The following is a 23,410-nucleotide window of genomic DNA, read 5'->3' as shown; positions in this document are numbered from 1 at the left end:
GAGAGCGTCACCGAGAGTCAGTGGGAGTCAGCGCGGGAGTCGCCCCGGGAGCCGACGCCCGGGTCGGCCAGGGGGCCGACGCCGGAGTTCCTACCGGAGCCCACGCCGGAGTCCTCCCCGGCACCGGATCGCGGGTCCGTGCGGCTCAGCGCCGAGACGAGCGCGTGGTGGATCTCGTCGGGCAGCCAGCCGCAGTGGGCGCCCTGCACCACGTACTCCGCGACCTCCCGCAGCTTGGTGTTGGTGTGCTGGGAGATCTCCTTGAGAACCTCCCAGCCCTGCTCGGGGCGCAGACGCCCGACGGCGATCACGACACCGATCGCCTGGTCGACGACCGCGTGGGAGGCGACGGCCCGCTGAAGCTGCTCGACCTCCGCCTCCAGGGCGGCGATCCGCTCCGCGGACTGCTCCCGGGCACCACCCGTCACGAATCGTCTTCCTCCCTCTCGCGCGCCCTCGCACCCGTCAGCCCACTCCGTCATCTTTCCCACTCTTCAGGCCGGGCAGGGCTCCGGCCGCACACAGAACGAACGACACCGCCGGGACCGTCCGAAAAACGAATGCGGTCCCGTTTGCGGGGCATCTGAGGTACGCCGGCGGCCGGCGGTCGCCGGTCGTCTCCGCACCGCGCGGGGACGTCCGACATCGAAGGGATCCGGTATCGGGGATGGACACGCTGTTCTTCGACAGTGACGACTTGGGCCGGACGGAGGACTTCCTCAGCCAGGCCTACGCCAGGATGCGGATCGGCAGCGGCGCCGCGGAGGCGGGCCGCGCGCGGATCAGCCGCAGCGCCATGCCGTCCGTGACCGTCGACGAACTCGACCTCGACTTCGAGATGAGCTACTCCGTCACCCCGCTGGGCAGGATCTGTCTCTGCCTCGTCCACGACGGGACGGTCGAGGACCATGCCTTCGACGGCGTCCAGGACTCCTTCGGCCCCGGTGACGTGGTGTCCTTCGCCCCGCCGGACCTGCCGTACTCCGGCCGGATCTGCAACGCCCGCTACAACATCACGATGCTGGACACGGACCTGCTCGCCCAGGTCGCCTCCGCCGCGCCCGGCCGCAGACCCGAGCCGGTACGGCTGACCGGCCACCGGCCCCACTCCGCCGCCGCGGCCGAGCACCTGCGGCGCACCATCGTGTACGTCCGCGACCACATCCTGACCGAGCCCGAGCTCGCCGACCAGCCCCTGGTCGTCTCCACCGCAGCCCAGGGCCTGGCCGCGGGCGTGCTCGCCGCCTTCCCCAACACCGCGCTCACCGAGCCCACCGCGACGGACCGCAACGACGCCCGCCCTGCCGTGCTGCGCCGCGCGCTGGCGTACATGGAGGACCACGCCGGCGAGCCCGTCACCGTGGCCGAGATCGCCGCGGCCGCCCATGTCACGGTCCGGGCGCTGCAGTACGCGTTCCGGCGGCACATGGACACGACCCCCCTGGCCCATCTGCGCCGGGTGCGGCTCTCCCACGCACACGCCGACCTGGTCGCCGGGACACCGCCGGCCACGACGGTCACCGATGTCGCCGCCCGCTGGGGCTTCTTCCACCCGGGCCGCTTCGCCACCCTCTACCGCGCGTCCTACGGCCGCCCGCCCCACCGCACCCTCGGCGAGGACTGAACCCCCCGGGCGGCCCACCCCCGGCGGACCCTATTCGTCGTCCGCCCGCTGCCGGTTGTCCGTCGCCCGCCGCTGGTCCTCCTCCATCCGCCGCTGGTCCTCCTCGGTCCACGCGCGCGTGTCACGCGGCGGCACGTAGGGCTCCTCGTCGTCGGGCAGTCCACCGGCGACGGCGCGCTGCCGCGCGAGTTCCGCGTCGAACTCCAGGCCCAGCAGAATGGCGATGTTGCTGATCCACAGCCACACCAGGAACACGATCACGCCGGCGAGCGTGCCGTAGGTCTTGTTGTACGAGGCGAAGTTGGCCGCGTAGAACGCGAAGCCGGCGGAGGCGATCAGCCAGATGAGCAGGGCCAGCACACTGCCCGGGGTGATCCACTTGAAGCCGCGGCCCTTGACGTTCGGCGTCGCCCAGTACAGCAGGGCGATCATGATCGTGACGAGGACGACCAGCACCGGCCACTTCGCGATCGACCACACCGTCAGCGCGGTGTCGCCGATGCCCAGCGTCTCACCCGCCCGTCGGGCCAGGTCACCGGTGAAGACCACGATCAGCGCGCTGATCACGGCCAGCACGAGCAGCGTCACCGTGACGCCGACACGGACCGGCAGCACCTTCCAGACGGGGCGGCCCTCCGGCATGTCGTAGACGGCGTTCGCGCTGCGGATGAACGCGGCGACGTAGCCGGAGGCCGACCAGACGGCGAGGACGATGCCGACGACCGCCATGATCGAGCCGACCCCGCCGCGGCCCTGGAGCTGGGTCACCGCGTCGCTGATGATGTCCCGGGCGGAGCCGGGGGCGAGCTTCCTGACGTTCGAGAGGACCTCGTCGGTCGCCGACTTGCCCGCGACGCCCAGCAGGGACACCAGCACCAGCAGGGCGGGGAACAGCGACAGGATGCCGTAGTAGGTCAGCGCCGCCGCCCGGTCGGTGAGCTCGTCGTCCTGGAACTCCTTGACCGTCCCCTTGAGCACCGCCCCCCAGGAGCGCTTGGGCAGCTGGGTGGGCTCGTCCGGTGCCCGCCGTTCCACCGACTCGTCCGGGCCGGGCTCGCGCTCCGGTCCGGTCCCGGTGGGGCCCTCGATACGGTGATCGGATTTGGATGTCCGTGCCATAGCACCGGAGTAACCCTCTGGGCAGCGGAATAACACGCCCGCTTGCCAGCGCGTTTGTATGGGCACTACTGTCACCACGCCTTGGTGAACGGGAAATCCGGTGTGATGCCGGTGCGGCCCTCGCCACTGTGATCGGGAAGTCCGGCTCCGGCCCTCACGGGCAGCCACTGGGTCCTTGCGACCCGGGAAGGCGGAGCACGGGCGGTGGTACCCGTCAGCCAGGAGACCGGCCAGGGCGCGTCAACCATCCACGAGGTGCTGGAGAGGGTCTGCCAAGCCATGCACATTGCCGAGGGTTTCCTTCCTCCGGCGCACGCGGTCGCCTGGGGTGTCGCGTCGGCGCCGTTCGTCGTCCACGGAGTGCGCTGTCTCAACCGTGAAGTGCGCGAACACCCCGAGAGCACCCTGCTCCTGGGCGCGTCCGGAGCCTTCACCTTCGTCCTGTCCGCGCTGAAACTGCCGTCCGTCACCGGGAGCTGCTCCCACCCGACCGGGACGGGGCTGGGCGCCATCCTCTTCCGGCCGCCGATCATGGCGGTGCTGGGCACGATCACCCTGCTGTTCCAGGCGCTGCTGCTCGCCCACGGCGGTCTGACCACGCTCGGCGCCAACGTGTTCTCCATGGCGATCGTCGGCCCCTGGGCGGGCTACGGCACCTACCGGCTGCTGCGCCGCTGCGACGTGCCGCTGATGGTCGCGGTGTTCTTCGGCGCGTTCGTCGCCGACCTGTCCACCTACTGCGTCACCAGCGTCCAGCTCGCGCTGGCGTTCCCCGACCCCGGCAGCGGGTTCCTCGGCGCGCTGGGCAAGTTCGGCTCGATCTTCGCCGTCACGCAGATCCCGCTGGCCGTCAGCGAGGGGCTGCTCACGGTGCTGGTGATGCGTCTGCTGGTGCAGTCCAGCAAGGGCGAGCTGACCCGGCTCGGCGTGCTGCTCGCCGGCCGGAAGACCGAGGCCGGCGTCGACACCGACACCGACACCGAGGCGGTGGCCCGGTGAAGCGCAACACGAAGATCAACGCGCTGCTGCTCCTCCTCGTCGTCGCCCTGGCCGTGCTGCCGCTGGCCCTCGGGCTCGGCGACCACAAGAAGGAGCCGTTCACCGGCTCCGACGCCGAGGCGGAGACCGCGATCACCGAGATCGAGCCCGACTACGAGCCCTGGTTCTCCCCCCTGTACGAACCACCCTCCGGCGAGATCGAGTCGGCCCTCTTCGCTCTCCAGGCCGCGCTCGGCGCGGGCGTGCTCGCCTACTACTTCGGGCTGCGCCGCGGCCGCCGCCAGGGCGAGCTGCGGGCCCTGACCCGGGCGGACGGCCCGGACGGCACCCCGTCCGAGGGCGCCTCGGCACGGTCCGCCTCCGAACCGGCCTGAGCACCTCGTGCTGCCGATCGACGCGGCGGCGCACAGCAGTCGCTGGCGCCGCCGCCACCCCGTGGACAAGGCCGTGCTCGGTCTGGGGCTGACCGTGCTGGCGATCTCGCTGCCGCCGTGGCCGGGAGCGGCGCTGGTGCTGGCGGCGGCGCTCGCCGTGCTGCTGGGCCCGGCGGGCGTCCCGGCCCGCCGGTTGTGGCGCGCCTATCGGGTGCCGCTGGGCTTCTGCGCGACCGGCGCGGTCACCCTGCTGGTGCGCGTGGGCGGGCCCGGCGGATGGGTGGGCTGGGCCGACGGCGGACCGGCCCGCGCCGGGGAGCTGATGCTGCGCACCTCGGCGGCCTCGCTCGGCGTCCTGCTGTTCGCGTTCACGACCCCGATGTCGGACCTGCTGCCCCGCCTGGTGAAGGCCGGGGTGCCGGCGCCGGTCGTCGACGTCGCGCTGGTGACGTACCGGATGAGCTTCCTGCTGCTGGACTCGGTGCGCCGGATCCGGGAGGCCCAGGCGGCCCGGCTCGGGCACACCGGCCGGGCGGCGGAGTGGCGTTCGCTCGCCGGGCTGGGCGCCACCGCGTTCGTGCGGGCCTTCGACCGGGCGACGCGGCTGCAGGCCGGGCTCGCCGGACGCGGCTACGACGGCACCCTGCGCGTGCTGGTGCCCGAGGCGCGCGTCTCCGTCCGTTTCGTGGCGGCCGCCCTCGGGCTCCTCGGGGCCCTTGCCGTCCTGACCCTGATCCTGGAAAGGCCTCTGACATGAGCGAGCTGGTCGCGCTGCGGGGCGCCTCCTTCGCGTACGAGGACGGCCCGACCGTGCTCGACGGTCTCGACTTCGAGGTCCGCGAGGGGCGCGCGCTCGCCCTGCTGGGCCGCAACGGCAGCGGCAAGACGACGCTGATGCGGCTGCTCAGCGGTGGACTGCGGCCCCGGAGCGGGGAGTTGAGGGTCGAGGGGCGGCCGGTGTCGTACGACCGCAAGGGGCTGACCCGGCTGCGGACGACCGTCCAGCTGGTGGTGCAGGACCCGGACGACCAGTTGTTCGCCGCGTCCGTCTCCCAGGACGTGTCGTTCGGGCCGCTGAACCTCGGCCTGTCCGACGGTGAGGTGCGGGCCCGGGTGGACGAGGCGCTCGCCGCGCTGGACATCGCCGCGCTGGCCGACCGGCCCACCCATCTGCTGTCGTACGGGCAGCGCAAGCGGACGGCGATCGCGGGCGCCGTCGCGATGCGGCCCCGGGTGCTGATCCTGGACGAGCCGACGGCGGGGCTCGACCCGGACGGTCAGGAGCGTCTGCTGGCCACGCTGGACTCGCTGCGGGCGTCCGGCACCACGGTGGTGATGGCCACGCACGACGTCGACCTCGCCCTGCGCTGGGCCGACGACGCGGCCCTGCTCACTCCGTCCGGCGCCCACACCGGCCCCGCCGCCGCGGCCCTGGCCCGCACGGACCTGCTGCGGCAGGCGGGGCTGCGGCTGCCGTGGGGGGTGGCGGCGGCGCGACTGCTGCGCGCGCAGGGCCTGTTGGACGCGTCCCAGCCGGGTCCGCGCAGCCCCGAGGAACTGAACGCCCTGACGGCGGCGCCCCTCGCGGCCCCGGGTCCGGCCGAATCCTGACGGCCGGACCGGGGAGGTCCGCGGCGGGAGGCCCGTGTCAGCTGCTGTAGACGCCGACCTCGTGGAGCGAGTACCCCCACTCGGTGCCGCGGGTGACGCCCTGGACGCGGACGTAGCGGGCCGGGGCGCCGGTGAAGCGGGCCGTGTCGAGGCCGCCGTCGCCGGCCGTGGTCGACCAGGCGGTCCGCCAGGTCACGCCGTCGGTGGAGAGCTCGATCCGGTACGCCTTGCCGAAGGCGCGCTCCCACTGCAGGGTGACGCGGCCGACCAGGTGGGTGGCGCCCAGGTCGACGCGCAGCCACTGGTCGTCGCTCCAGTCGCTGGCCCAGCGGGTGCCGGCGTCGCCGTCGACGGCGCGGCCCGGGGCGTAGCTGGTGAAGGGGTTGGACTCGGCCGAACTGGCCGTCGCCGCCGCCCCCTTGGCGAGGTCGACGCCGGCCTGGTGCCGCTCGGTGCCGCCCCAGGTGCCGAGATAGGACTCGGCGCCGCGCAAGAGGTCGTCCACGACGTCCCGGCCGCCGACGAGCCGGATGTCCTCGATCCAGTCGGGGATCATGCCGGCGTGGGCGGCGCCGTCGGTGTTGACGTCCCAGGTGCGCTGTCCGGTGGTCTGCCGGTCGATGACGGAGCCGCCGTCGGCGCTCCTGAAGGGGTAGACGACCTTGTCGGCCGCGTCCGCGCCGCGCGGGGCGGGATGGTCGCCGATGCCGTTGAAGTCGGTGCCGTAGCCGTAGCCGACGCCGTACTTGTCGCGCAGGGCGTCGGTGCGCTCGGCCTCGGCGCTGAACTCCTTGGAGCCGTGCATGTACTGGGCGACGAAGCCGCCGACGGCGTAGACCCGCTCGGTCCAGTCGGCGTCCATCCAGCTGTGCGAGGAGATGACGCCGGGGTAGGACTCGGCCTCCAGGATGTCGAGGACCCGGCCGGTGGCCTTCACGCTCATGTGGTCGATCTCGACCATCATCTTGCGTTTCATCAGGCCGCGCAGGGCGTACTCGCCGAGGCCGGTGAGCCCGCGGACGTTGCACCGGGCGTCGGCCGCGTAGCGGGGCGCCTCGGTGCCGGCCGGGAGGTCGGCCGCGGCCTTCGAGACCGCCACGTCGCCGATGGGGTTGTCCTTCTGCGGGCCGGTGCACTTCTCGGTCTTCCAGAAGGTGCCCGTGGACAGGAACTGGCCGACGTTGATGGCGGTTCCGAGGCCGTGCTCGTCGAAGCGGACGCCGCAGAGCGCGTTGTCGAGCTTGTGGCACAGGAACATGCTGCGCACGCCCAGCGCGTACAGCTCGTCCAGGCCCTTGTCGATGTCCTCCTTGCTGCACTGCGCGATGTCCAGGACCTGCTTGCAGCCGAACGGCTCGGAGGTCTCGACGCCCAGCACGACGGCGAGTTTGCCCTGCTGGATGACCTGGCGGGCCTGCGCGCTGTCGGTGACGACGCGGAACCAGCCCTTGCCCGTGCCGCCGTACATCCTGTCGACGTAGGCCTGGAGGTCGTAGGTCAGCTTGGCCTGGAGCCGGATGGAGGTCATCTCGTCGCAGCCGCGGTCCTTGAAGAAGTAGACCGAGCAGATCACGCCGTTGGTGACGAGGTCGTTGACCAGGACGCGCTGGCCGCCGCGCCAGGCGCGCTCGACCCAGGCGTAGTAGTTCGCCTGGTGGGTCATCGAGTCGTAGGCGGGCCAGTCCTTGAAGGTGGGCCAGCCGGCCGGGTCGTGGCGGCCGTCCCCGCCGTGGGTGATGTAGTCGAAGACGGCGAGGGTGCCGTCCGGGTAGTGCTCGGGACAGTCCTTGAGGGCGTCGGCGACGCCCGCGGCGGAGAACGGCTTTCCGCAGATGAGGCGGCCGCCGAACCCCTCGTTGGACATCAGGTGGTTGTGCGCGTCGACGAACCCGCGCACCTTGCCCTGGGCGTCGGTCCCGGTGAACGGCTCACCGGTGACGTCGATACCGGAATCCGGCGCGGGCCGGGCGGTGGGCGTCCACCAGTCGGCCGCGGCGGCCGAACTCGGGGTGGGTCCGAGCACCGTGGCGAGCACCAGGAGGAGCAGCGACACGACGGTGACGTCTTTGCGTCCGCGGTGCGGGCGTCGAGCCTTGGTCACTGCTCACGTCCTTGTGTTGTCATGACCGGTACAGATATGCGATGAGGATCACCACTGCGGCACGCCGCGTCAAGAGGTCGAAACGGAACCGGAGTTGATCGATCAGCGCGGCATGCGCGAGCCGGACCGCCCGAGGAGGCGGGCGAGCGCCGGGAAGAGCCGCGGACGGGACCGTCAGAGCCGGGAGGCGCCGTCCGGGGTGAGGTCCTGCTCGGCCCAGATGCACTTGCCGTCGTCCATGTAGCGGGCGCCCCAGCGGCGGGAGAGCGCCGACACCAGGTACAGGCCCCGTCCGCTCTCGTCGGTCTGCGCGGCGCGGCGGATGCGCGGCGTGGTGAGGCTGCCGTCGTACACCTCGCAGACCAGCGACCGGCTGCGCAGCAACCTGAGGCTGACGGGCCCCTTGGCGTGCCGGATCGCGTTGCCGACGAGTTCGCTCACCACCATCTCGGCGGTGGCCTCCAGTTCCTCGAGCCCCCACTCCGCGAGCTGGCGCCGGACGTGCCGCCGGGCCTCCGCGGCGGCCCTCGGGTCCGCCGGGAGCGGCCAGGAGGCGACGTCGCCGGGGGCGGCGGCCCGGGTGTGGACGAGGAGCAGGGCGGCGTCGTCGACGGCCCGCGGCCGGTCGCCGGTCAGCGCGGTGGTGACCATGCCGCACAGTTCGTCGAGGCGCTCGCCGGCGTCGGCGGCCTCGTCGGCGGGGCGCCCGGGCGCGAAGTAGCCGGTCCGCGCCACGGCGTCACGCACGGCCCGCGTCAGCCGGTCGACCCCGTCGTCGCTGTCCCCGCCCGCCGAGCGGACCAGCCCGTCGGTGAAGAAGACGAGCACGCTCTCCTCCGGCAGGCGCACCGCACCGGTGTCGAACGGCGGGCGGGCGGCCCCCAGCGGCGGGTTCGCGGCCGGCTCGGGGTGGTGGACGCTTCCGTCGGGGTGGACGACGACGGGCGGCGGATGGCCGGCCCGGCAGAAGGTGCAGATCCGGCCGACGGGGTCGAACACCGCGTACAGGCAGGTGGCGTAGCTGTCCTCGCCGAGCTCCTCGACGAGGTCGTTGAGGTGGACGAGCACCTCCTCCGGGGGGAGTTCCAGGTCGGCGAGGGTGCGCACGGCGGTGCGCAGCCGTCCCATGGTGGCGGCCTCGGCGATGCCGTGGCCCATCACGTCGCCGACGACCATGGCGACCCGGTCGGCGGACAGCGCGATGAGGTCGTACCAGTCGCCGCCCACCGCGGCCCCCTCGCTCGCCGGGAGGTAGCGGGCGGCGGCCGTCGCGGCCGGCAGGGAGGGCAGGAACCGGGGCAGCAGCCCGCGTTGCAGGGACTGCGCGCGGTCGTGCTCGGCGTCGTACAGCCGGGCCCGTTCCAGCGCCTGGCCGACGAGCCCGCCGAGGGCGGCCAGCAGGGTGCGCTCCTCGTCGCTGAAGGTGCGCGGCAGGGCGAAGGAGACGACGCAGCAGCCGATGTCGCGGCCGGACGCGATCAGCGGCAGGAACGCCCACGCGTTCTTGTCGGGGTGGGTGAGGGCGCGCAGGCCGGGGAAGCGGCGCAGGAACTCCTGGGTGCTCTCGACCAGCAGCGGCCGGCGCAGTCGCAGCACCTCGGCGACCAGGGCGTTGGAGTCGGTCGGCACTCCTTCGATGTGGCGGTCGAGGAAGTCCTGGCTGTAGCCGACGGACCCGACGACACGCATGCGGCCGTTCTCTATGGCCTGGATGACGAGCCCGTCGGCGCCGAACGGGCCGAGCACATGGCGGGCGACGGCGTCGACGACGTCGGTCGCGGTGACGGCCTCGGCGAGTGCCGAGGTCAGCTCCGTCATCCGGGCGGCCCGCAGCGCCCCGCCGAGCGCGGCGTACGGCCGCCGCCCGAGCCGGCCGGCCATCCAGCGCGCCACGGCGGTCAGGAAGGACCGCTGGTGGGCGTCGGGCGCCTGGGCCTGCCACAGCAGCAGGGTGAGGACGCCGAGCCGCCCGTCGGCGCCGTGCAGCGGCACGGACACCATGGCGCGGCAGCCGCTGCGCGCGCCCTTCACGGCGTCCCAGTGCAGCGAGCCGTCGCGCATGGTCCGCGCCGGGGTGGTGTCGCGGTCCGCCGGCAGGTGCGCCCACTCCTCGGTGAGCCGGTCCGGGAGACCGCCGGCCACCACCAGGCGCATTCCGGCGTCCGTGTCGCTGCGCAGATGGACGAACCCGCCGAGGGCGCCGGTCCCGGCCGTCGCCTGCTGGAGGGCCAGCGTCAGCGCCTCGTAGGGCGAGAGGTCGTGGCTCTGCGCCTCCAGGAGGGCCAGCCTGGCCGCCGCGGAGAATTCCGTGAGGGTGAGAGGTGCGTCGTCCGTCGTCATCGGGTCACCCGTCCGGGCCGCGGCTTCGCGCCGGCGTGGACGGCTGCCGGGGCATCGCGTTCATCGGACTGCTCCAGCTTACGACGGGGGGCGCGGGCCGACCCGTCCAGCGGCCGGGCGCGTGAACGTGTTGCCCCGGCGTGCGTACTGTGACTCAATCGGATAGCTGACTGCACGGATCTCGGCGGTACCCCTCGCCGCGCCGGCGTGCCGGAGGGAGCGGCTCGTATGTACGGGGATGTGACCGAGGGCGGTGACGAGATCACGGCGGCGCCCAGCGGGCTGCTGGACCTCCTCAAGGTCGCCGCGGTGGTCCTGGACGCGGTGGGGAACATCGCGCTGTGGAGCCCCGAGATCGAGCAGCTGCTCGGCTACCCGGCCGAGGAGGCGCTCGGGCAGCGCGGTGACCTGCTGCTGGTCGCTCCGGAGAACCGCCAGAAGGTCCGGGAGCTGTTCGCCCAGGTCCGCTCCGGCGCCCGGTGGGCGGGCGTGTTCCCGCTGCGGCACCGGGACGGCACCGAACGCGCCGTGGAGTTCCGCACGATGCGTCTGCTGGACGCCGAGGGGCAGCCCCATCTGCTCGGGCTGGCGACGGACGCGCGGACCGTGCGGCTGGTGGAGCGGGACCTGGCCCTCTCCCACAGCCTCGTCAACCAGACCCCCCTGGGCATCGCCGTCTTCGACAACGACCTGCGCTGGGTGGGCGTCAACCCGGCGCTGGAGCGCATCAACGGCCTGCCGGAGTCGGCCGTGGTGGGCCGCCGGGTGGGCGAGGTGCTGCCCGACCTGGACGTCGAGGCCATAGAGAACCGGATGCGGCACGTCCTGGCGACCGGCAGGCCCCTGCTGGACCAGCAGACGGTCGGGCGGACGGCGGGGGACGCCCGGGAGCGCGCGTACTCGGAGTCGTACCACCGCATCGAGGACACCAACGGCCGGGTCCTCGGTCTCGCGATGGCCGTCCTGGACGTCACCGAACGCCAGCAGGCGGCCACCGAGATCGCCCAGGCGCGGCAGCGGCTGTCGGTGCTCGCGGACGCCGGGGTGCGGATCGGCACCACGCTGGACCTCCAGCAGACCGCGCGGGAGCTCGCCGGGGTGGCCGTGCCGCATGTGGCCGACCTGGCCGCCGTCGACATCCTGGAGTCGGTCGTCGCGCACGAGACGATCACGCCCGTCAGCGGCGACGCCCCCGCGGAGTTCCGGGCGCTGGCGGTGGCGGCCGGCTACGCCACCGACGCCATCCACGCCGCCGACCCGGTCGGCGAGCTGGCCACCTACGGCCCCTCGCGGATCATCACCCAGTGCGTCCGCGAGGCCCGTCCGGTGCTCGTCGAGCGCGTGGACGGGCGGACCATGCGGCGCATCGCCCGGGACGCGCGCGCCGCGCAGGCGCTGCACGAGGCGGGCGTGCACTCGTACATGGCGCTGCCGCTGCTGGCGCGGGGCAAGGTGCTCGGCACGCTCAGCCTGTACCGCACGGTCAACGAGTCGCCCTTCGACGAGCAGGACCGTGTCCTCGCCGCGGAGATCGCCGCCCGGGCCGCGATCTCCATCGACAACGCCCGCCTCTACGGCCGTGAGCGCGCCACCGCCCTGACCCTGCAACGCAGTCTGCTGCCGTCCGCGCCGGCCCGGCGGGAGGGCCTGGACATCTCCGCCCGCTACCGGCCGGCGCTGAGCGAGGTCGGCGGCGACTGGTACGACGTGCTGCCGCTGGGGCCCGGACGGACCGGGCTCGTGGTGGGGGACGTCATGGGCAAGGGTGTCCAAGCCGCCGCGATCATGGGGCAGTTGAGCACGGCCACCCGGGCGCTGGCCCGGCTGGACCTGCCGCCGGCCGAGCTGCTGCGGCACCTCGACGACATCGCCGGCTCGCTCGGCGACGCCATCGCCACCTGTGTGTACGGGGTGTGCGATCTGCGGGTGGGCAGTTGCGCGCTGTCGAGCGCCGGTCATCTGCCGCCGGTGCTGGCCTCGGCGGGGGGCGAGGCACGGCTCGTCGATGTGCCGGGCGGCGTGCCGCTGGGGGTGGGCGGGGTGGACTTCGGCACCGTGGAGCTCGAACTGCCGCCGGGTTCGCTGCTGGCCCTTTACACCGACGGGCTGGTGGAGAACCGGGCCGAGCCGATCGACGCCGGCCTCGACACGCTGACCCGCCTCCTGCGCAGCCCCGCTCCGAGCCTGGAGCGCACGAGCGACGCCCTGCTGGACGCGCTGCGCCCGGAGCCCGACGACGACGTGGCGCTGCTGCTGGTCCGCACCCGGATCTGAGCGCCCGCCTCCCCGGGCGTGCGGAGGCCTCAGTCGAGGAGCCCCGCCCGGTCGCAGGCGGCCCGCAGCTGCCGCGTGCAGATCTGGGCGAGGGTGTAGGCGCCGGAGTCGACGAGGGCACGCTTGACGGTGCGCGCGGTCACCGGGGTGGCGTTGAGCAGCACGGCGGGGATGTCCTGGTCGGTGGGGCTGTCGATGGTCGTCGTGGCGACCTTGCTCAGGTCCCGGCCGCGACCGAGGGCGACGGCCATGGCGGCGGCCGCGTCGGCCTCCTTCTTGAAGGGCTTGTAGACCGTCATGTACTGCTCGCCCCTGACGATGCGCTGTACGGCGTCCAGGTCGGCGTCCTGGCCGGTGACGGGCGGCAGTTCGGCGACGCCGGCGCTCTTGAGCGCGGAGATGACACCGGACGCGAGGGCGTCGTTGGCGGCGAGGACGCCGTCGATCCGGGCGGCGCCTAGGGCCGCGAGGGCCGCCGTCATGTCGGCGTGGGCGTTCTGCGCGGTCCAGCCCTCGGTGTCGTACGACCGGGCGATGCGCACCCGGCCGGTGAGGACGGACAGCGCCCCCTTGCGGAACCAGGCGGCGTTGGCGCTGGTGGGGTCGCCGTTCATCATGACGACGCTCGCCTTGTCGGCGGGGCCGGCGGAGCCCGTGGGGCGCTTCGCGTCGACCGCGCCCAGCAGCGCCTCGCCCTGGAGCCGGCCGATCCGCGCCCCGTCGAAGCTGACGAAGCCGGAGATCGGGCCCTCGGCGAGCCGGTCGTAGGCGAGGACGGGGACGCCCGCCTTGCGGGCCTCCTGGATCGAGGAGCGCAGCGCCCTGGTGTCGGCGGCGTCGAGGATGAGGACCCTGACCCCCTTGGTGATCATGGAGAGCATCTGCTGCCGCTGCCGTGTGACGTCACCCTCGGCGTTGGCGTGCTCCATGGTGCAGCGGGGGCACAGCTCCTTCACCCGTTTCTCGATCAGCGGTTTGTCCTGGTTCTCCCAGCGGGGCGTCACCCGGTTGGGGAGGAGCAGGCCCACGGCGAAGCCGTCCGCGCTTGATTCCTCCTCTCCCCCGCACGAGGCCAGGGACAGGGTCATCAGCGCGGCGGCGAGCGCCGCGACGAGGTGCCGGGCGCGGGCTCTCATGGCGGGCCTCCCGGGTGCGGGCGGGTTCCGGGGCCGGTCCGGGCGGGCTCGCCTTCCGGCGACGGCGGCACGGAGATCTCGCAGTAGACCTGTTTGCCGCCTGCCACCGGCACCGACCCGAAGGACTCCGACATCGCCTCGACCAGCAGCAGACCCCGGCCGCCGGTGGACTCCCAGTCGACGATCACCGGTTTGGCGGGGGCGCGCGGGGAGGAGTCGCTCACCGAGACGCGCAGCCGGTCCCCGCGCAGCATCAGGTCCAGCCGGACCGAACCCTGGGTGTGCACCAGGGCGTTGGTGACGAGTTCGGAGACGACGAGGAGGACGGCGTCGGCCGCCTCCCCGACCTTCCAGCGGCGCAGGGTGCGGGCGGTGAAGCGGCGGGCGTGCATGACGGCGTCGGGGAGGCGCCAGACCATCCAGCCGGACCGGATCGGCCGGGTCTTCATGCCGTCGTAGCGCAGCAGGAGCAGCGCCACGTCGTCCTCGCGCCGGCCGATGTCGCCGAGCAGGTCGTCGGCCGTGCGCCCGAGGTCGGCGGGATCGGCGGCGGCGAGCGCGGCGCGGGTGCGCCGCATGCCCTCGTCCAGGGGGAGGTCGGCGGCCTCGACGAGGCCGTCGGTGATCAGGGCGAGGACGGTGCCGGGGGCCAGTTCGACGGCGGTCATGGGGAAATCGGCCTCGGCGACCACGCCCAGCGGGGGGCCGCCCTCCACCTCCACCTCCTCGGCCGTGCCGTCGGGGCGGCGCACCAGCGGGGAGAGGTGCCCGGCCCGCACGACCAGGGTGGTGCCCTCCTCCATGTCGAGTTCGACGTAGCAGCAGGTCGCGAAGAGGTCGGTCTCCATGCCGACGAGGAGGCGGTTGGCGTGGGAGACGACCACGTCGGGCGGGTGGCCCTCCATGGCGTACGCGCGGACGGCGGTGCGCATCTGGCCCATGATCGTGGCGGCGCCGGCGCTGTGGCCCTGCACGTCGCCGATGACCAGCGCCACCCGGTCCTCGGACAGGGCGATGACGTCGTACCAGTCGCCGCCGACCTGGAGGCCGCTCCGGGCGGGCAGATAGCGGGCGACTGCGGCCCCGCCGGGCAGTTCGGGCAGCCGCCGGGGCAGCAGGCTGCGCTGGAGCATCGTCGCGAGTTCCTGCTCGGCGTCGTGGGCGTGGGCGCGTTTGAGGGCCTGGCCGACGAGGGCGGCGGTGGCGGTGAGCAGGGAGCGCTCCTCGGGCACGAACTCGTGCGGCTGGTCCCAGCCGACGATGCAGACACCGGCGACGCGGCCCTTGGCGGGCAGCGGCAGGACGGCCAGTCCGCCGGCGCCGACCTCGGCGAGGCCGGGTTCCAGAGCGGCGCCGGCCGGCCACAGGTCCATGCGGCCGTCGGCGAGGGCGGAACGCAGGGTGGGCAGGGCGCGGACGGGCGCGTCGGGCCATTCGCTGCGCCACTCGGCCCGCCACGCCTCGGGCCAGGCGGCGGGCTGCGGCGGGTCGAGCAGGGCGATCATGAGGCGGTCGTCCTGGAGGGCGGCGAGCGCCACGTGGTCGGCGCCCAGCGGCTCGCGCAGGGCGGCGACGACGACCTGTCCGACGTCGCTGACGGTGACGGCCTCGTCGAGGGCGGCGGTCAGCCACTGGATGCGGGCGACGTCGTCGGTGCCGCGGGGCAGCACCGGGGTGGCGGTGACCACGCCGAGCACCCGCTCCAGCCGGTCCCCGGCGGCGGGTTCGACCCGGCAGCTCATGCTCAGCCAGCGCGTCTCCCCGGTGGGGCAGCGGACCCGGAACTCCAGTTCGCGCCGGCCGGAGGTCTGGGCGGACGGTTCGAGGACCGACATCAGCGCGTGCATGTCCTCGGGCAGGGCGTGCGCGAGGAGGCTGTCGGCCTTGCCGTCGAAGCCGTCGGGGGTGATGCCGACCAGGTCGAGGAGGGTGTCGTCGGCCTCGACCAGACCGGTGTCGGGGACCAGGGCGAAGGCGCCGACGCCGAGGCCGCGCAGGGCCGGCCCGAGCAGCGCGGGCGGCGGGCCGGCGCCGGAGGGGAACAGGTCGGCGACGGCGTCGGCGTACCGCGCCAGGAAGCGGCGCTGCTCGGGCTCGAAGCCGTCCGTGACCTCGGGGGGCGTCCCCACGACGACCAGGCAGCCCCGTCGGGTGCCGTCCCCGCCGAGGGGCAGCGCGCCGAGCGAGGCCCCCGCGCGGGGCGGGACGGGGCCGCCCTCGGGGCACAGGGAGAGCGCCTCGGGGTTCAGCCACAGCTGCCGGCCGGTGCGGAAGGCCTGGGCGGCCGGCGACCGGCCGGCCAGGGACAGCCGCTCGGGCAGGTGGGATCCGGGCAGGGGGGAGCCGGCCGTGTCGACCAGCCGGAGTTCTCCGGCGCCGGCGCCGAGCGCGTAGACCGCGGCCAGCGTGGCTCCGGCGAACTTCAGGGCCCACTCCCCGGGGCCGGTCCGCGCCGAGGGCCGGACGCCGGTGTCCGCCGGGCCGGCCTCGGACGCCCACAGCTGTGAGACCCCGGCGTGGGCGCCGCCGTCGTGAGGCATGTCCGCTACGACCTCCCGTCCATGCCGCAGGTGCCGGGTTGAGATCGGGGCACCCGCACACCAGAATCGCATATACGGACCAACCGAACATTTCCACCCTATGGCCGCCGACGGCCAGCGCCCGGCGGCCGCCCGGCACTCCTGTGAAACCGTCCCGTGAGCGCGATCCCGTCCCATGCGCCCCTCCGGCCACGCCACGCGAGGTAGGACGAGGGCGGACGAGGGAGGCATCACATGAAGGCCCGCATCCACCGCATCCCCCGCCTCAGGGTGGCGGCCGCCACCGTGACCGCGGTGTCGGCGGCCGTCGCCCTCGCGGCCTGCGGAGCGGAGACCGTGGACGGATCCGGCGGTCGCGGCGCCCCGAGGATCGCGGTGCTGCTGCCGGACAACACCACGGCCCGCTGGGAGACGCAGGACCGGCCGCTGCTGGAGAAGCGGATCAAGGAGCTGTGCGCCGACTGCGTGATCGAGCACGTCAACGCCAGGGGTGAAGTCGCCGTCCAGCAGGGACAGATGGACTCGATGATCACCAAGGGCGTGGACGCCATCGTGCTCGTCGCGGTGGACGCCCGCTCGCTCGGCGCGACCGTCGCCCAGGCCCACCGGGCGGGTATCCCCGTCATCGCCTACGACCGTCTCGCCCAGGGCCCGATCTCCGGTTACGTCTCCTTCGACGGTGTGGAGGTCGGCAGGCTCCAGGGCAAGGCGCTGCTGCGGGCCATGGGCGACAAGGTGCCCGGCGGCCAGATAGTCATGATGAACGGCGACCCCAGCGACCCCAACGCGGTGTCCTTCAAGGAGGGCGCCCTGTCCGTGCTGCGCGGCAAGGTGCGGATCGGCAAGTCCTACGACACCGCGCAGTGGCGGCCCGAGGCCGCGAACACGAACATGGCCGCCGCGCTGTCGAGCCTCGGCGCCGACGCCGTCGACGGGGTGTACGCGGCCAACGACGGTCTCGCCGCCGGGAGCGTCTCCGCCCTGAAGGCGAACAAGGTGGCCCCGCTGCCCCCGGTCACCGGGCAGGACGCCGAACTCGGGGCGGTGCGGCGGATCGTGGGCGGCGACCAGTACATGACGGTCCTGAAGTCGTTCGAGCCGGAGGCCTCCGCCGGCGGGACCATGGCGGTGGCCGCGGCGCGCGGCGAGCGCCTCACCGAGACGGCCACGGGCGAGGTCCGCACGAGCGACGGGCACAGCGTCCCCGCCGTGCTGCTCACCCCCGTGCCGGTCACCGTCGACAACATCAAGGAGACCGTGGTGAAGGACGGCGTCCACACGATCGGGCAGATCTGCGTCCCGCATCTGCGGGCCGCCTGCGAACGGGCGGGACTGACCTGACGCGAGGGCGGGACGCGCCCCGCGCGGGGGCGGCGGCGGGAGCGGCCTCGTGCGTGGACGTCCCTGAAAGGAGATGGTGTCCGTGCCGGACCCCCCTCTGCTGGCTCTGCGCGGCGTGTGCAAGCGCTTCGGCGTCGTCGAGGTCCTCACCGACATCGAGCTGGAGATCCACGCCGGTCAGGTCGTGGCACTGCTGGGGGACAACGGGGCCGGCAAGTCCACCCTGGTCAAGGTGATCTCCGGGGTCCTCCCCGCGGAGAAGGGCGTCATCGAGTGGGAGGGCCGGACGGTCCACATCCGCCGCCCGCACGACGCCCGCGACCTCGGCATCGCCACCGTCTACCAGGACCTCGCGCTGTGCGGGAACCTCGACGTCGTCGGGAACCTCTTCCTCGGCCGGGAGATCCGCCGGTACGGGTTCCTCGACGAGGTGGAGATGGAGCGCCGCACCCGGCAGCTGCTGGAACGGCTCACCAAGCGGCTGCCCGACCTGCGCGGCCCCGTCGTCTCGCTCTCCAGCGGCCAGCGGCAGACCGTCGCCATCGCCCGCTCGCTGCTGGCCGAACCGCGGGTGCTGCTGCTGGACGAGCCGACCGCTGCGCTGGGATTCGAGCAGACCACCGAGGTCCTCGACCTCGTGGACCGGCTCCGCGACCGCGGCCTGGGCGTCCTGCTCATCAGTCACAACATGGGCGACGTGAAGGCGCTCGCCGACCGTGCGGCGGTGCTCAGACTCGGCCGCAACAACGGCTTCTTCGACGTGAACACCGTCTCACAGGAGCAGATCATCTCCTCCGTCACCGGCGCCACGCAGAACGTGCCCCGCCGGCCTGCCTCCCGGGAGGCGCGGTGGTGAAGAACATGCGCGACCGGCATGAGGCCCGAGAGGCCACGGACAACGCCCGGGCCGAACCGGTCGCGGACGGCACCGCACCCCGCCGGCGGCACACCGGGCGCGCCCTGGTGCGGGCCGCCGAGGGAGCGGTGGGAGTCGTACGGCGCAAGCTGAGCGCCGGCGAAGTGGGCTCGCTCCCGGTGGTGCTGGTCCTGGCCGTCGTCTGGATCGTCTTCCAGTCCATGAACGACAACTTCCTCTCCCCGCGGAACCTGTCCAACCTCAGCGTCGACATCGTCGGCACCGGGCTGATCGCGGTCGGCATCGTCTTCGTGCTGCTGCTCGGCGAACTCGACCTGTCCGTCGGCTCGATCAGCGGCCTCGCGGCGGTCGTCTTCGCCGTGCTCAACGTGCAGCACGGGGTGCCGGAGTGGCTCGCCCTGGTCATGGGGGTGCTCGCGGGCACCCTGGCGGGCACGGTCCAGGGCTACTCCATCGCCCGGACCAGGGTGCCGGCGTTCGTGGTCACCCTGGCCGGACTGCTCACCTGGAACGGGCTGATGCTGTCCGTCCTCGGTGACAGCGGGACCGTCAACCTCGACGAGAACGGGCTCGTCGCCCGGCTGACCAACTACTACTTCACCCATGACGCCGTCGCCTACGGGGTGGCCGCCGTCGCCGCGGGCGCCGTCTTCCTGGTGGCCGACCGGGACCGGCGCCGCCGCAGGGCCGTCGGCATGCCCCACCGCTCGCTGCGGGAGATCGCGGTCCGCTCGGGAGCGCTCGCGGTGCTCGCCTTCGCGATCGCCTATCTCCTCAACCGCTTCCAGGGCCTGCCGCTCGCCCTGCTGATCTTCCTGGTGATCGTGGCCGGCCTGGACGTGCTGCTGCGCCGCACCCACTACGGACGGCAGGTGTACGCGCTCGGCGGCAGCGTCGAGGCGGCCCGCCGCGCCAGCCTGAGCGTGACCCGGGTGCAGACGGCGGTCCTCGCGATCTCGGGCACCATGGCCGCCGTCGGCGGTCTCTTCCTGGCCTCGCGGATCACGTCGGTGAGCCAGAGCTCGGGGCAGGGCGTCCTGCTGGTCAACGCCATCGCCGCGGCCGTCATCGGCGGCACGAGCCTGTACGGGGGACGCGGGACGACCTGGTCGGCGGTGCTGGGCATGCTGGTCATCCAGTCGATCGCCTCCGGCATGGCGATCACCGACACCCCGACCGCCGTCCAGTTCGTGATCACCGGCGGGGTGCTGTTCGCGGCGGTCGTCATCGACTCGCTGTCACGACGGTCGCAGGAGGCGCACGGACGGGCCTGACCCGGGGCGCGCGACAGGCGCGACGGACCTGACCGGGGGCGGTGCGACGGGCCTGACCTGCGGGTGCGGAGCCGGCGCTTCCTCACCCTGGGTGAGGGCTTTCCGCGCCCCGTGTGCCATACTCGGCGCCGCTTGTCGCAAGATCCGACCGGGGGGCTTCTCATCATGCATGCCGTTTCTCTGGATGCCCCCTACCTGGACACGGACGCGGATCAGCTCTGCTTCTCCCTGGACCTGCCCGAACGGCCCGCGCTCGCCGAACGCGAGGTGAGGGTGGGCGGACTCGACGTCCGGCTGCGCCTGCTCGGCGCCTCCCACCAGGTCTTCGCCGGCCCCGTACGCGAGACGGTGGCCTGCCTCCAGGGAGCCGACCGGGGCCTGCCGGACAGCCACACCCGCGAACTGCCCGGCTGGAGCTACGAGTTCGGCGCGCACACCCGACGGCTCGGCCCCGAGGAGTTCAGCGCCCGGGTGGCGCTCGTCCTGGACCTGGTCGCCGCCGACCCCAACAGCCTGTGCGGGGTCTTCCCCGGCTCGCCGGAAGCGGTGACGGCGGTGGTCGTGGAGGCGATCGGCCAGGGCCCGGAGAGCGCGGAGACGGGCGCGCGGGCGGCCGGCGGGCTGCTCTGGCGCACCTGGCACACGTACCCACAGCACGGCCAGATCGTATCGACGTACACCCGGCTGGAGGCCCGATGAGAAGCGCCCGACTCGTCCGCGCGGGGATGGCGGCCACGCTGTCCGCTGTCCTGCTGACCGCCTGCGGCTCCTCCGACGGACAGAACGGCGTCCCGCTCGGCTGGATCAAGAAGACGTACACCTCCAGCGGAACGGCCTGGATCGCCCCCCACAGCGCGCCCGCCAAGGTCGCCGACGCCATCCACCACAACCGCGCGGCGCTCGACCGCGCCTCGGGCGACCGCATGGAGTTCCTGCGCTACGGCGACGACATGGTCACCGTCTCCCCGTACCGCGGCGGCAGCCGCATCGAGATCGAGGACTACCGCAACGGCTACCGGCGGCACAGTCGGCACCTCGGCCTCTGGCCCGACCCGAACAGCTCCAGCTTCCGGGGCGGCGGCCCCGGCGAAGGCAAGTGACACCCGCCAGGCCCCCCTCCCGCCCCGCCCCACCGACGCGCTTCGAAGAAAGGCAACGCAGTGACCGAGATCCTCGAGTCGACCGGCCAGGCCCTGCTCTACGGAGTCGTGGGCCTCGCGGTGATGGCCGTCGGCTTCATCGCCCTCGACCTCGTCACGCCCGGCAAGCTCTTCCACGTCGTCTGGACGGACCGCAACCGGGGCGCGGCCGTCCTGCTGGGCAGCCAGTCCCTCGCCGTGGGCCTCGTCATCATGGAGGCGATCCAGGCCAGCGAGTCCGAGCAGGGAGTCGGCAGGGGTCTGCTGAGCACGCTCCTGTACGGGCTGGCCGGAGTGCTGGTGATGACGGTCGTCGGCATAGTGATCGGCCTGCTCACCCCCGGCCAGATGGGCGCCGTCGTCCTCGACGACCGTGAGGACCGTCCGCACCCCGCCGCCTGGGTCCAGGCCGGCATGTACCTCGGCACCGCCTTCATGGTCGGCGCGGCACTCTCCTAGGCAAGGCCCCATGACCGGCACCGCACCCACGTCCGCCACCGCCGCGGGCCCCGCACACGCGGCCGACGCCCCGCACGGTCCCGGCCCCGCCGGCCCTCCGGCCCCGCGTCACACCCGCGGGGCGCGTTTCCTGCTGCTGTTCGCCGTCTTCCTCTGCGCGGCCTGCGGCCTGGTGTACGAGCTGGCGCTGACCGCGCTGGGCAGCTACCTCATCGGCAACTCCGTGCTGCAGACCTCCGTGGTCATCTCCGTGATGGTCTTCGCGATGGGTGTCGGCTCGCTCGCCGCCAAACCGCTGCGCCGCCGCCCCGTGGGGGCGTTCGCGCTGGTGGAGGGGCTGCTGGCGCTGGTCGGCGGACTGTCGGTGCTGGTGCTGTACGCGGCGTTCGCCTGGCTGCGGCTCTACACCCCGGCGATGGTCGTCGTCGCCCTGGTGGTCGGCCTGCTCATCGGGGCCGAGATCCCGCTGCTGATGACGCTGCTGCAGCGGATCCGCCGGCAGGAGGCCGGCAGCGCCGTCGCCGACATGTTCGCCGTGGACTACATCGGCGCGCTCGTCGGCGGACTGTGCTTCCCGCTGCTGCTCCTGCCGACGTTCGGGCAGCTCAAGGGCGCGCTGGTGGTCGGCGCGGTCAACGCGGTGGCCGGCGTCATCGTGGTGGTGTTCATCTTCCGCCGGCAGACCCGGCGGCGCGTGCGGATCGGCCTGCTCGCCTTCGTGACGGCGGTCCTGGGGGTGCTCGGCACGGCGTACGCGTTCGCGGACGACCTGGAGGTCACCGCGCGCCAGCAGATGTACCAGGACCCGATCGTCCACGCCGAGACCACCCCGTACCAGGAGATCGTCGTCACCCGCTCCACCTCGTTCACGGGCGCGGCGGACATGCGGCTGTTCCTCAACGGCGACCTCCAGTTCAGCTCCGTCGACGAGTACCGGTACCACGAGTCGCTCGTCCACCCCGCGCTGTCCGGCCCCCGTGGCGACGTCCTGATCCTGGGCGGCGGCGACGGGCTCGCCCTGCGCGAGGTGCTGCGCTACGACGACGTACGGCACGTCACCCTCGTCGAGCTGGACCCGGCGATGACCCGGCTGGCGCGTGACTTCCGGCCGCTGCGGGAACTGAACGGCGCTTCGCTGACCGACCCGAGGGTGCGGGTCGTCAACGCCGACGCCTTCAACTGGCTGCGGGACGCGCGCGGGACGTACGACGCGGTCGTCATCGACTTCCCCGACCCCGACACGGCCGCCCTGGCCAAGCTGTACTCGGTGGAGTTCTACCATCTGCTCGGCCAGGTCCTGACTCCGCGCAGCAGGGTGATGGTGCAGAGCGGTTCGCCGTTCTTCGCGCCGAAGACGTACTGGTCGATCGACAGGACCATCGAGGCGGCGGGCTACGCGACCACCCCGTTCCAGATCGACGTGCCGAGCTTCGGCAACTGGGGCTTCGTCCTGGCCGCCCCCCGCACCGCCGCTCCCCCGCCGCTGCGGCTCGCGCCGGACACTCCCCCGCTGCGCTACCTGGACGACGCGGTCCTGAAGGCGGCCACCGTGTTCCCGCTGGACCGCCGCCGCCAGGACGTACGACCGAGCACGCTGATGGACCCGGCGGTGCTGGAGTACGTGCAGAACGAGTGGGAGAACTACTGAGCCGTCGGCCGGGGAGGCCGGTTCAGGGGCCGGGCGTCCCGTCGTCGAGATGCGTCGCCGGGGCACCGCGCGGGCACGGCGACACGGCGGTACGCGGCCCGGGCGTGGCGGAAGCGGGCCAGCGCGGTGCCGAGGAGCGTGGCCGCGCACAGGCAGCCGAGCCAGAGGGCGTCGCGCTGTCCTGCCCAGGTGAGGGTGCCCAGCGGCGGGATCGCGAAGCCGTTGAGCAGCAGCCAGCACAGCAGCGCCGTGCCGGGGGCGGCGGTGAAGCGGGCGCAGCGTCCCAGCAGCGCCGCCAGCAGGCACAGCGCGGCCAGCGCGGGCCCGGGACGGCCCGGCCCGAGCAATGCGTAGTGGGCGGCCAGCAGGACCACCGCGCCCCCGGAGGCCGTCGCCCACACCAGCGGCGTGGCCACGGGCTGGGGCACGGGCCTGGCTCCCACCCTCATCGGCACCCAGTCGACCATCTCCCGCTCCTCCTTCCGCTCCCCGGATTCTCCCACCCGCCGCCTTCCGCCCGGCTTCCTCCAACCGGTCAAAAAACAGGGGCGGTT

General features: G+C 73.3%; 20 protein-coding genes and 1 riboswitch. Of the genes, 13 read left to right on the top strand and 7 right to left on the bottom strand.

The features are described 5' to 3' along the window. Positions 1–17: 17 nt before the first annotated feature. Positions 18–428 (bottom strand): ANTAR domain-containing protein, encoded by a 411-nt coding sequence (locus tag EV567_RS28600; RefSeq protein WP_407071590.1) that lies wholly within the window; start codon positions 426–428, stop codon positions 18–20. Between the two features lie 239 nt (positions 429–667). On the opposite strand from EV567_RS28600, the gene EV567_RS14590 reads away from it, so the two are divergent. Next, on the top strand, positions 668–1,624 hold the full coding sequence (locus EV567_RS14590) for a helix-turn-helix domain-containing protein (protein ID WP_130440018.1): 957 nt from the start codon (positions 668–670) through the stop codon (positions 1,622–1,624). 30 nt (positions 1,625–1,654) lie between these two features. Here the strand turns inward: EV567_RS14590 and EV567_RS14585 are convergent, their stop codons facing one another. Further along, positions 1,655–2,743 carry a YihY/virulence factor BrkB family protein gene (locus EV567_RS14585; protein ID WP_130440016.1) on the bottom strand — a complete coding sequence of 363 codons (1,089 nt, stop codon included), beginning with the start codon at positions 2,741–2,743 and terminating at the stop codon, positions 1,655–1,657. A gap of 52 nt (positions 2,744–2,795) precedes the next feature. Next, positions 2,796–2,993: riboswitch (cobalamin riboswitch) on the top strand. A gap of 29 nt (positions 2,994–3,022) precedes the next feature. On the opposite strand from EV567_RS14585, the gene EV567_RS14580 reads away from it, so the two are divergent. From EV567_RS14580 to EV567_RS14565, 4 genes are read left to right on the top strand one after another with little or no spacing between them, the layout of a single operon-like run. After that, positions 3,023–3,742: an energy-coupling factor ABC transporter permease gene (locus EV567_RS14580; RefSeq protein WP_130440014.1), complete on the top strand. Its 720-nt coding sequence runs from the start codon at positions 3,023–3,025 to the stop codon at positions 3,740–3,742. Next, positions 3,739–4,116, top strand: a complete 378-nt coding sequence (locus EV567_RS14575) for an energy-coupling factor ABC transporter substrate-binding protein (RefSeq protein ID WP_130440012.1) — start codon at positions 3,739–3,741, stop codon at positions 4,114–4,116. The genes EV567_RS14580 and EV567_RS14575 overlap by 4 nt, the downstream gene beginning before the upstream one ends. 7 nt (positions 4,117–4,123) lie before the next feature. Next, positions 4,124–4,873 carry a cobalt ECF transporter T component CbiQ gene (gene cbiQ, locus EV567_RS14570; RefSeq protein WP_130440010.1) on the top strand — a complete coding sequence of 250 codons (750 nt, stop codon included), beginning with the start codon at positions 4,124–4,126 and terminating at the stop codon, positions 4,871–4,873. After that, the gene (locus EV567_RS14565; RefSeq protein WP_130440008.1) at positions 4,870–5,727 is read left to right on the top strand and encodes an ATP-binding cassette domain-containing protein; all 858 of its coding nucleotides are present in this window, start codon (positions 4,870–4,872) and stop codon (positions 5,725–5,727) included. The genes cbiQ and EV567_RS14565 overlap by 4 nt, the downstream gene beginning before the upstream one ends. Positions 5,728–5,764: 37 nt before the next feature. On the opposite strand, the gene EV567_RS14560 is transcribed toward EV567_RS14565, so the two are convergent. Beyond that, entirely contained in the window at positions 5,765–7,828 is a 2,064-nt protein-coding gene (locus EV567_RS14560; RefSeq protein WP_130440006.1) for a discoidin domain-containing protein, read from the bottom strand. Positions 7,829–8,002: 174 nt separating this feature from the next. Then, positions 8,003–10,168 carry a SpoIIE family protein phosphatase gene (locus EV567_RS14555; RefSeq protein WP_130440004.1) on the bottom strand — a complete coding sequence of 722 codons (2,166 nt, stop codon included), beginning with the start codon at positions 10,166–10,168 and terminating at the stop codon, positions 8,003–8,005. 228 nt (positions 10,169–10,396) lie between these two features. Between EV567_RS14555 and EV567_RS14550 the strand changes: the two genes are divergently transcribed. After that, complete coding sequence (locus tag EV567_RS14550; RefSeq protein ID WP_130440002.1) at positions 10,397–12,442, top strand: SpoIIE family protein phosphatase; 2,046 nt, start codon at positions 10,397–10,399, stop codon at positions 12,440–12,442. A gap of 29 nt (positions 12,443–12,471) precedes the next feature. On the opposite strand, the gene EV567_RS14545 is transcribed toward EV567_RS14550, so the two are convergent. Both EV567_RS14545 and EV567_RS14540 read right to left on the bottom strand, forming a co-directional pair. After that, positions 12,472–13,578, bottom strand: a complete 1,107-nt coding sequence (locus EV567_RS14545; RefSeq protein ID WP_130440000.1) for a sugar ABC transporter substrate-binding protein — start codon at positions 13,576–13,578, stop codon at positions 12,472–12,474. Beyond that, on the bottom strand, positions 13,575–16,118 hold the full coding sequence (locus EV567_RS14540) for a SpoIIE family protein phosphatase (RefSeq protein ID WP_130439998.1): 2,544 nt from the start codon (positions 16,116–16,118) through the stop codon (positions 13,575–13,577). The genes EV567_RS14545 and EV567_RS14540 overlap by 4 nt, the downstream gene beginning before the upstream one ends. A 234-nt stretch (positions 16,119–16,352) precedes the next feature. Here EV567_RS14540 and EV567_RS14535 point away from each other — a divergent pair, with 234 nt between their 5' ends. From EV567_RS14535 to EV567_RS14505, 7 genes are all read left to right on the top strand, one after another. Beyond that, on the top strand, positions 16,353–17,459 hold the full coding sequence (locus tag EV567_RS14535; RefSeq protein ID WP_130439996.1) for a sugar ABC transporter substrate-binding protein: 1,107 nt from the start codon (positions 16,353–16,355) through the stop codon (positions 17,457–17,459). Positions 17,460–17,532: 73 nt separating this feature from the next. After that, entirely contained in the window at positions 17,533–18,315 is a 783-nt protein-coding gene (locus EV567_RS14530) for an ATP-binding cassette domain-containing protein (protein ID WP_130439994.1), read from the top strand. A gap of 5 nt (positions 18,316–18,320) precedes the next feature. Beyond that, complete coding sequence (locus EV567_RS14525; protein WP_130439992.1) at positions 18,321–19,610, top strand: sugar ABC transporter permease; 1,290 nt, start codon at positions 18,321–18,323, stop codon at positions 19,608–19,610. A gap of 165 nt (positions 19,611–19,775) precedes the next feature. After that, entirely contained in the window at positions 19,776–20,309 is a 534-nt protein-coding gene (locus EV567_RS14520) for a DUF2617 family protein (protein WP_130439990.1), read from the top strand. Further along, a complete protein-coding gene (locus tag EV567_RS14515) occupies positions 20,306–20,710 on the top strand; it encodes a DUF4247 domain-containing protein (RefSeq protein WP_130439988.1) in 405 nt (134 codons plus the stop codon). The genes EV567_RS14520 and EV567_RS14515 overlap by 4 nt, the downstream gene beginning before the upstream one ends. 60 nt (positions 20,711–20,770) lie before the next feature. Continuing rightward, the gene (locus EV567_RS14510) at positions 20,771–21,208 is read left to right on the top strand and encodes a DUF350 domain-containing protein (RefSeq protein ID WP_130439986.1); all 438 of its coding nucleotides are present in this window, start codon (positions 20,771–20,773) and stop codon (positions 21,206–21,208) included. 10 nt (positions 21,209–21,218) lie between these two features. Next, positions 21,219–22,856: a polyamine aminopropyltransferase gene (locus tag EV567_RS14505; RefSeq protein ID WP_130439984.1), complete on the top strand. Its 1,638-nt coding sequence runs from the start codon at positions 21,219–21,221 to the stop codon at positions 22,854–22,856. On the opposite strand, the gene EV567_RS14500 is transcribed toward EV567_RS14505, so the two are convergent. Further along, positions 22,850–23,323: a hypothetical protein gene (locus EV567_RS14500; RefSeq protein ID WP_130440628.1), complete on the bottom strand. Its 474-nt coding sequence runs from the start codon at positions 23,321–23,323 to the stop codon at positions 22,850–22,852. The two genes, EV567_RS14505 and EV567_RS14500, sit on opposite strands and share 7 nt — an antisense overlap. Positions 23,324–23,410: the final 87 nt, after the last annotated feature.

The organism is Streptomyces sp. BK239, assembly GCF_004217285.1.
Taxonomy (GTDB): Bacteria; Actinomycetota; Actinomycetes; order Streptomycetales; family Streptomycetaceae; genus Streptomyces.
Note: the sequence above shows the minus strand (reverse complement) of the source record. Positions and strands in the feature narration are given on the sequence as shown.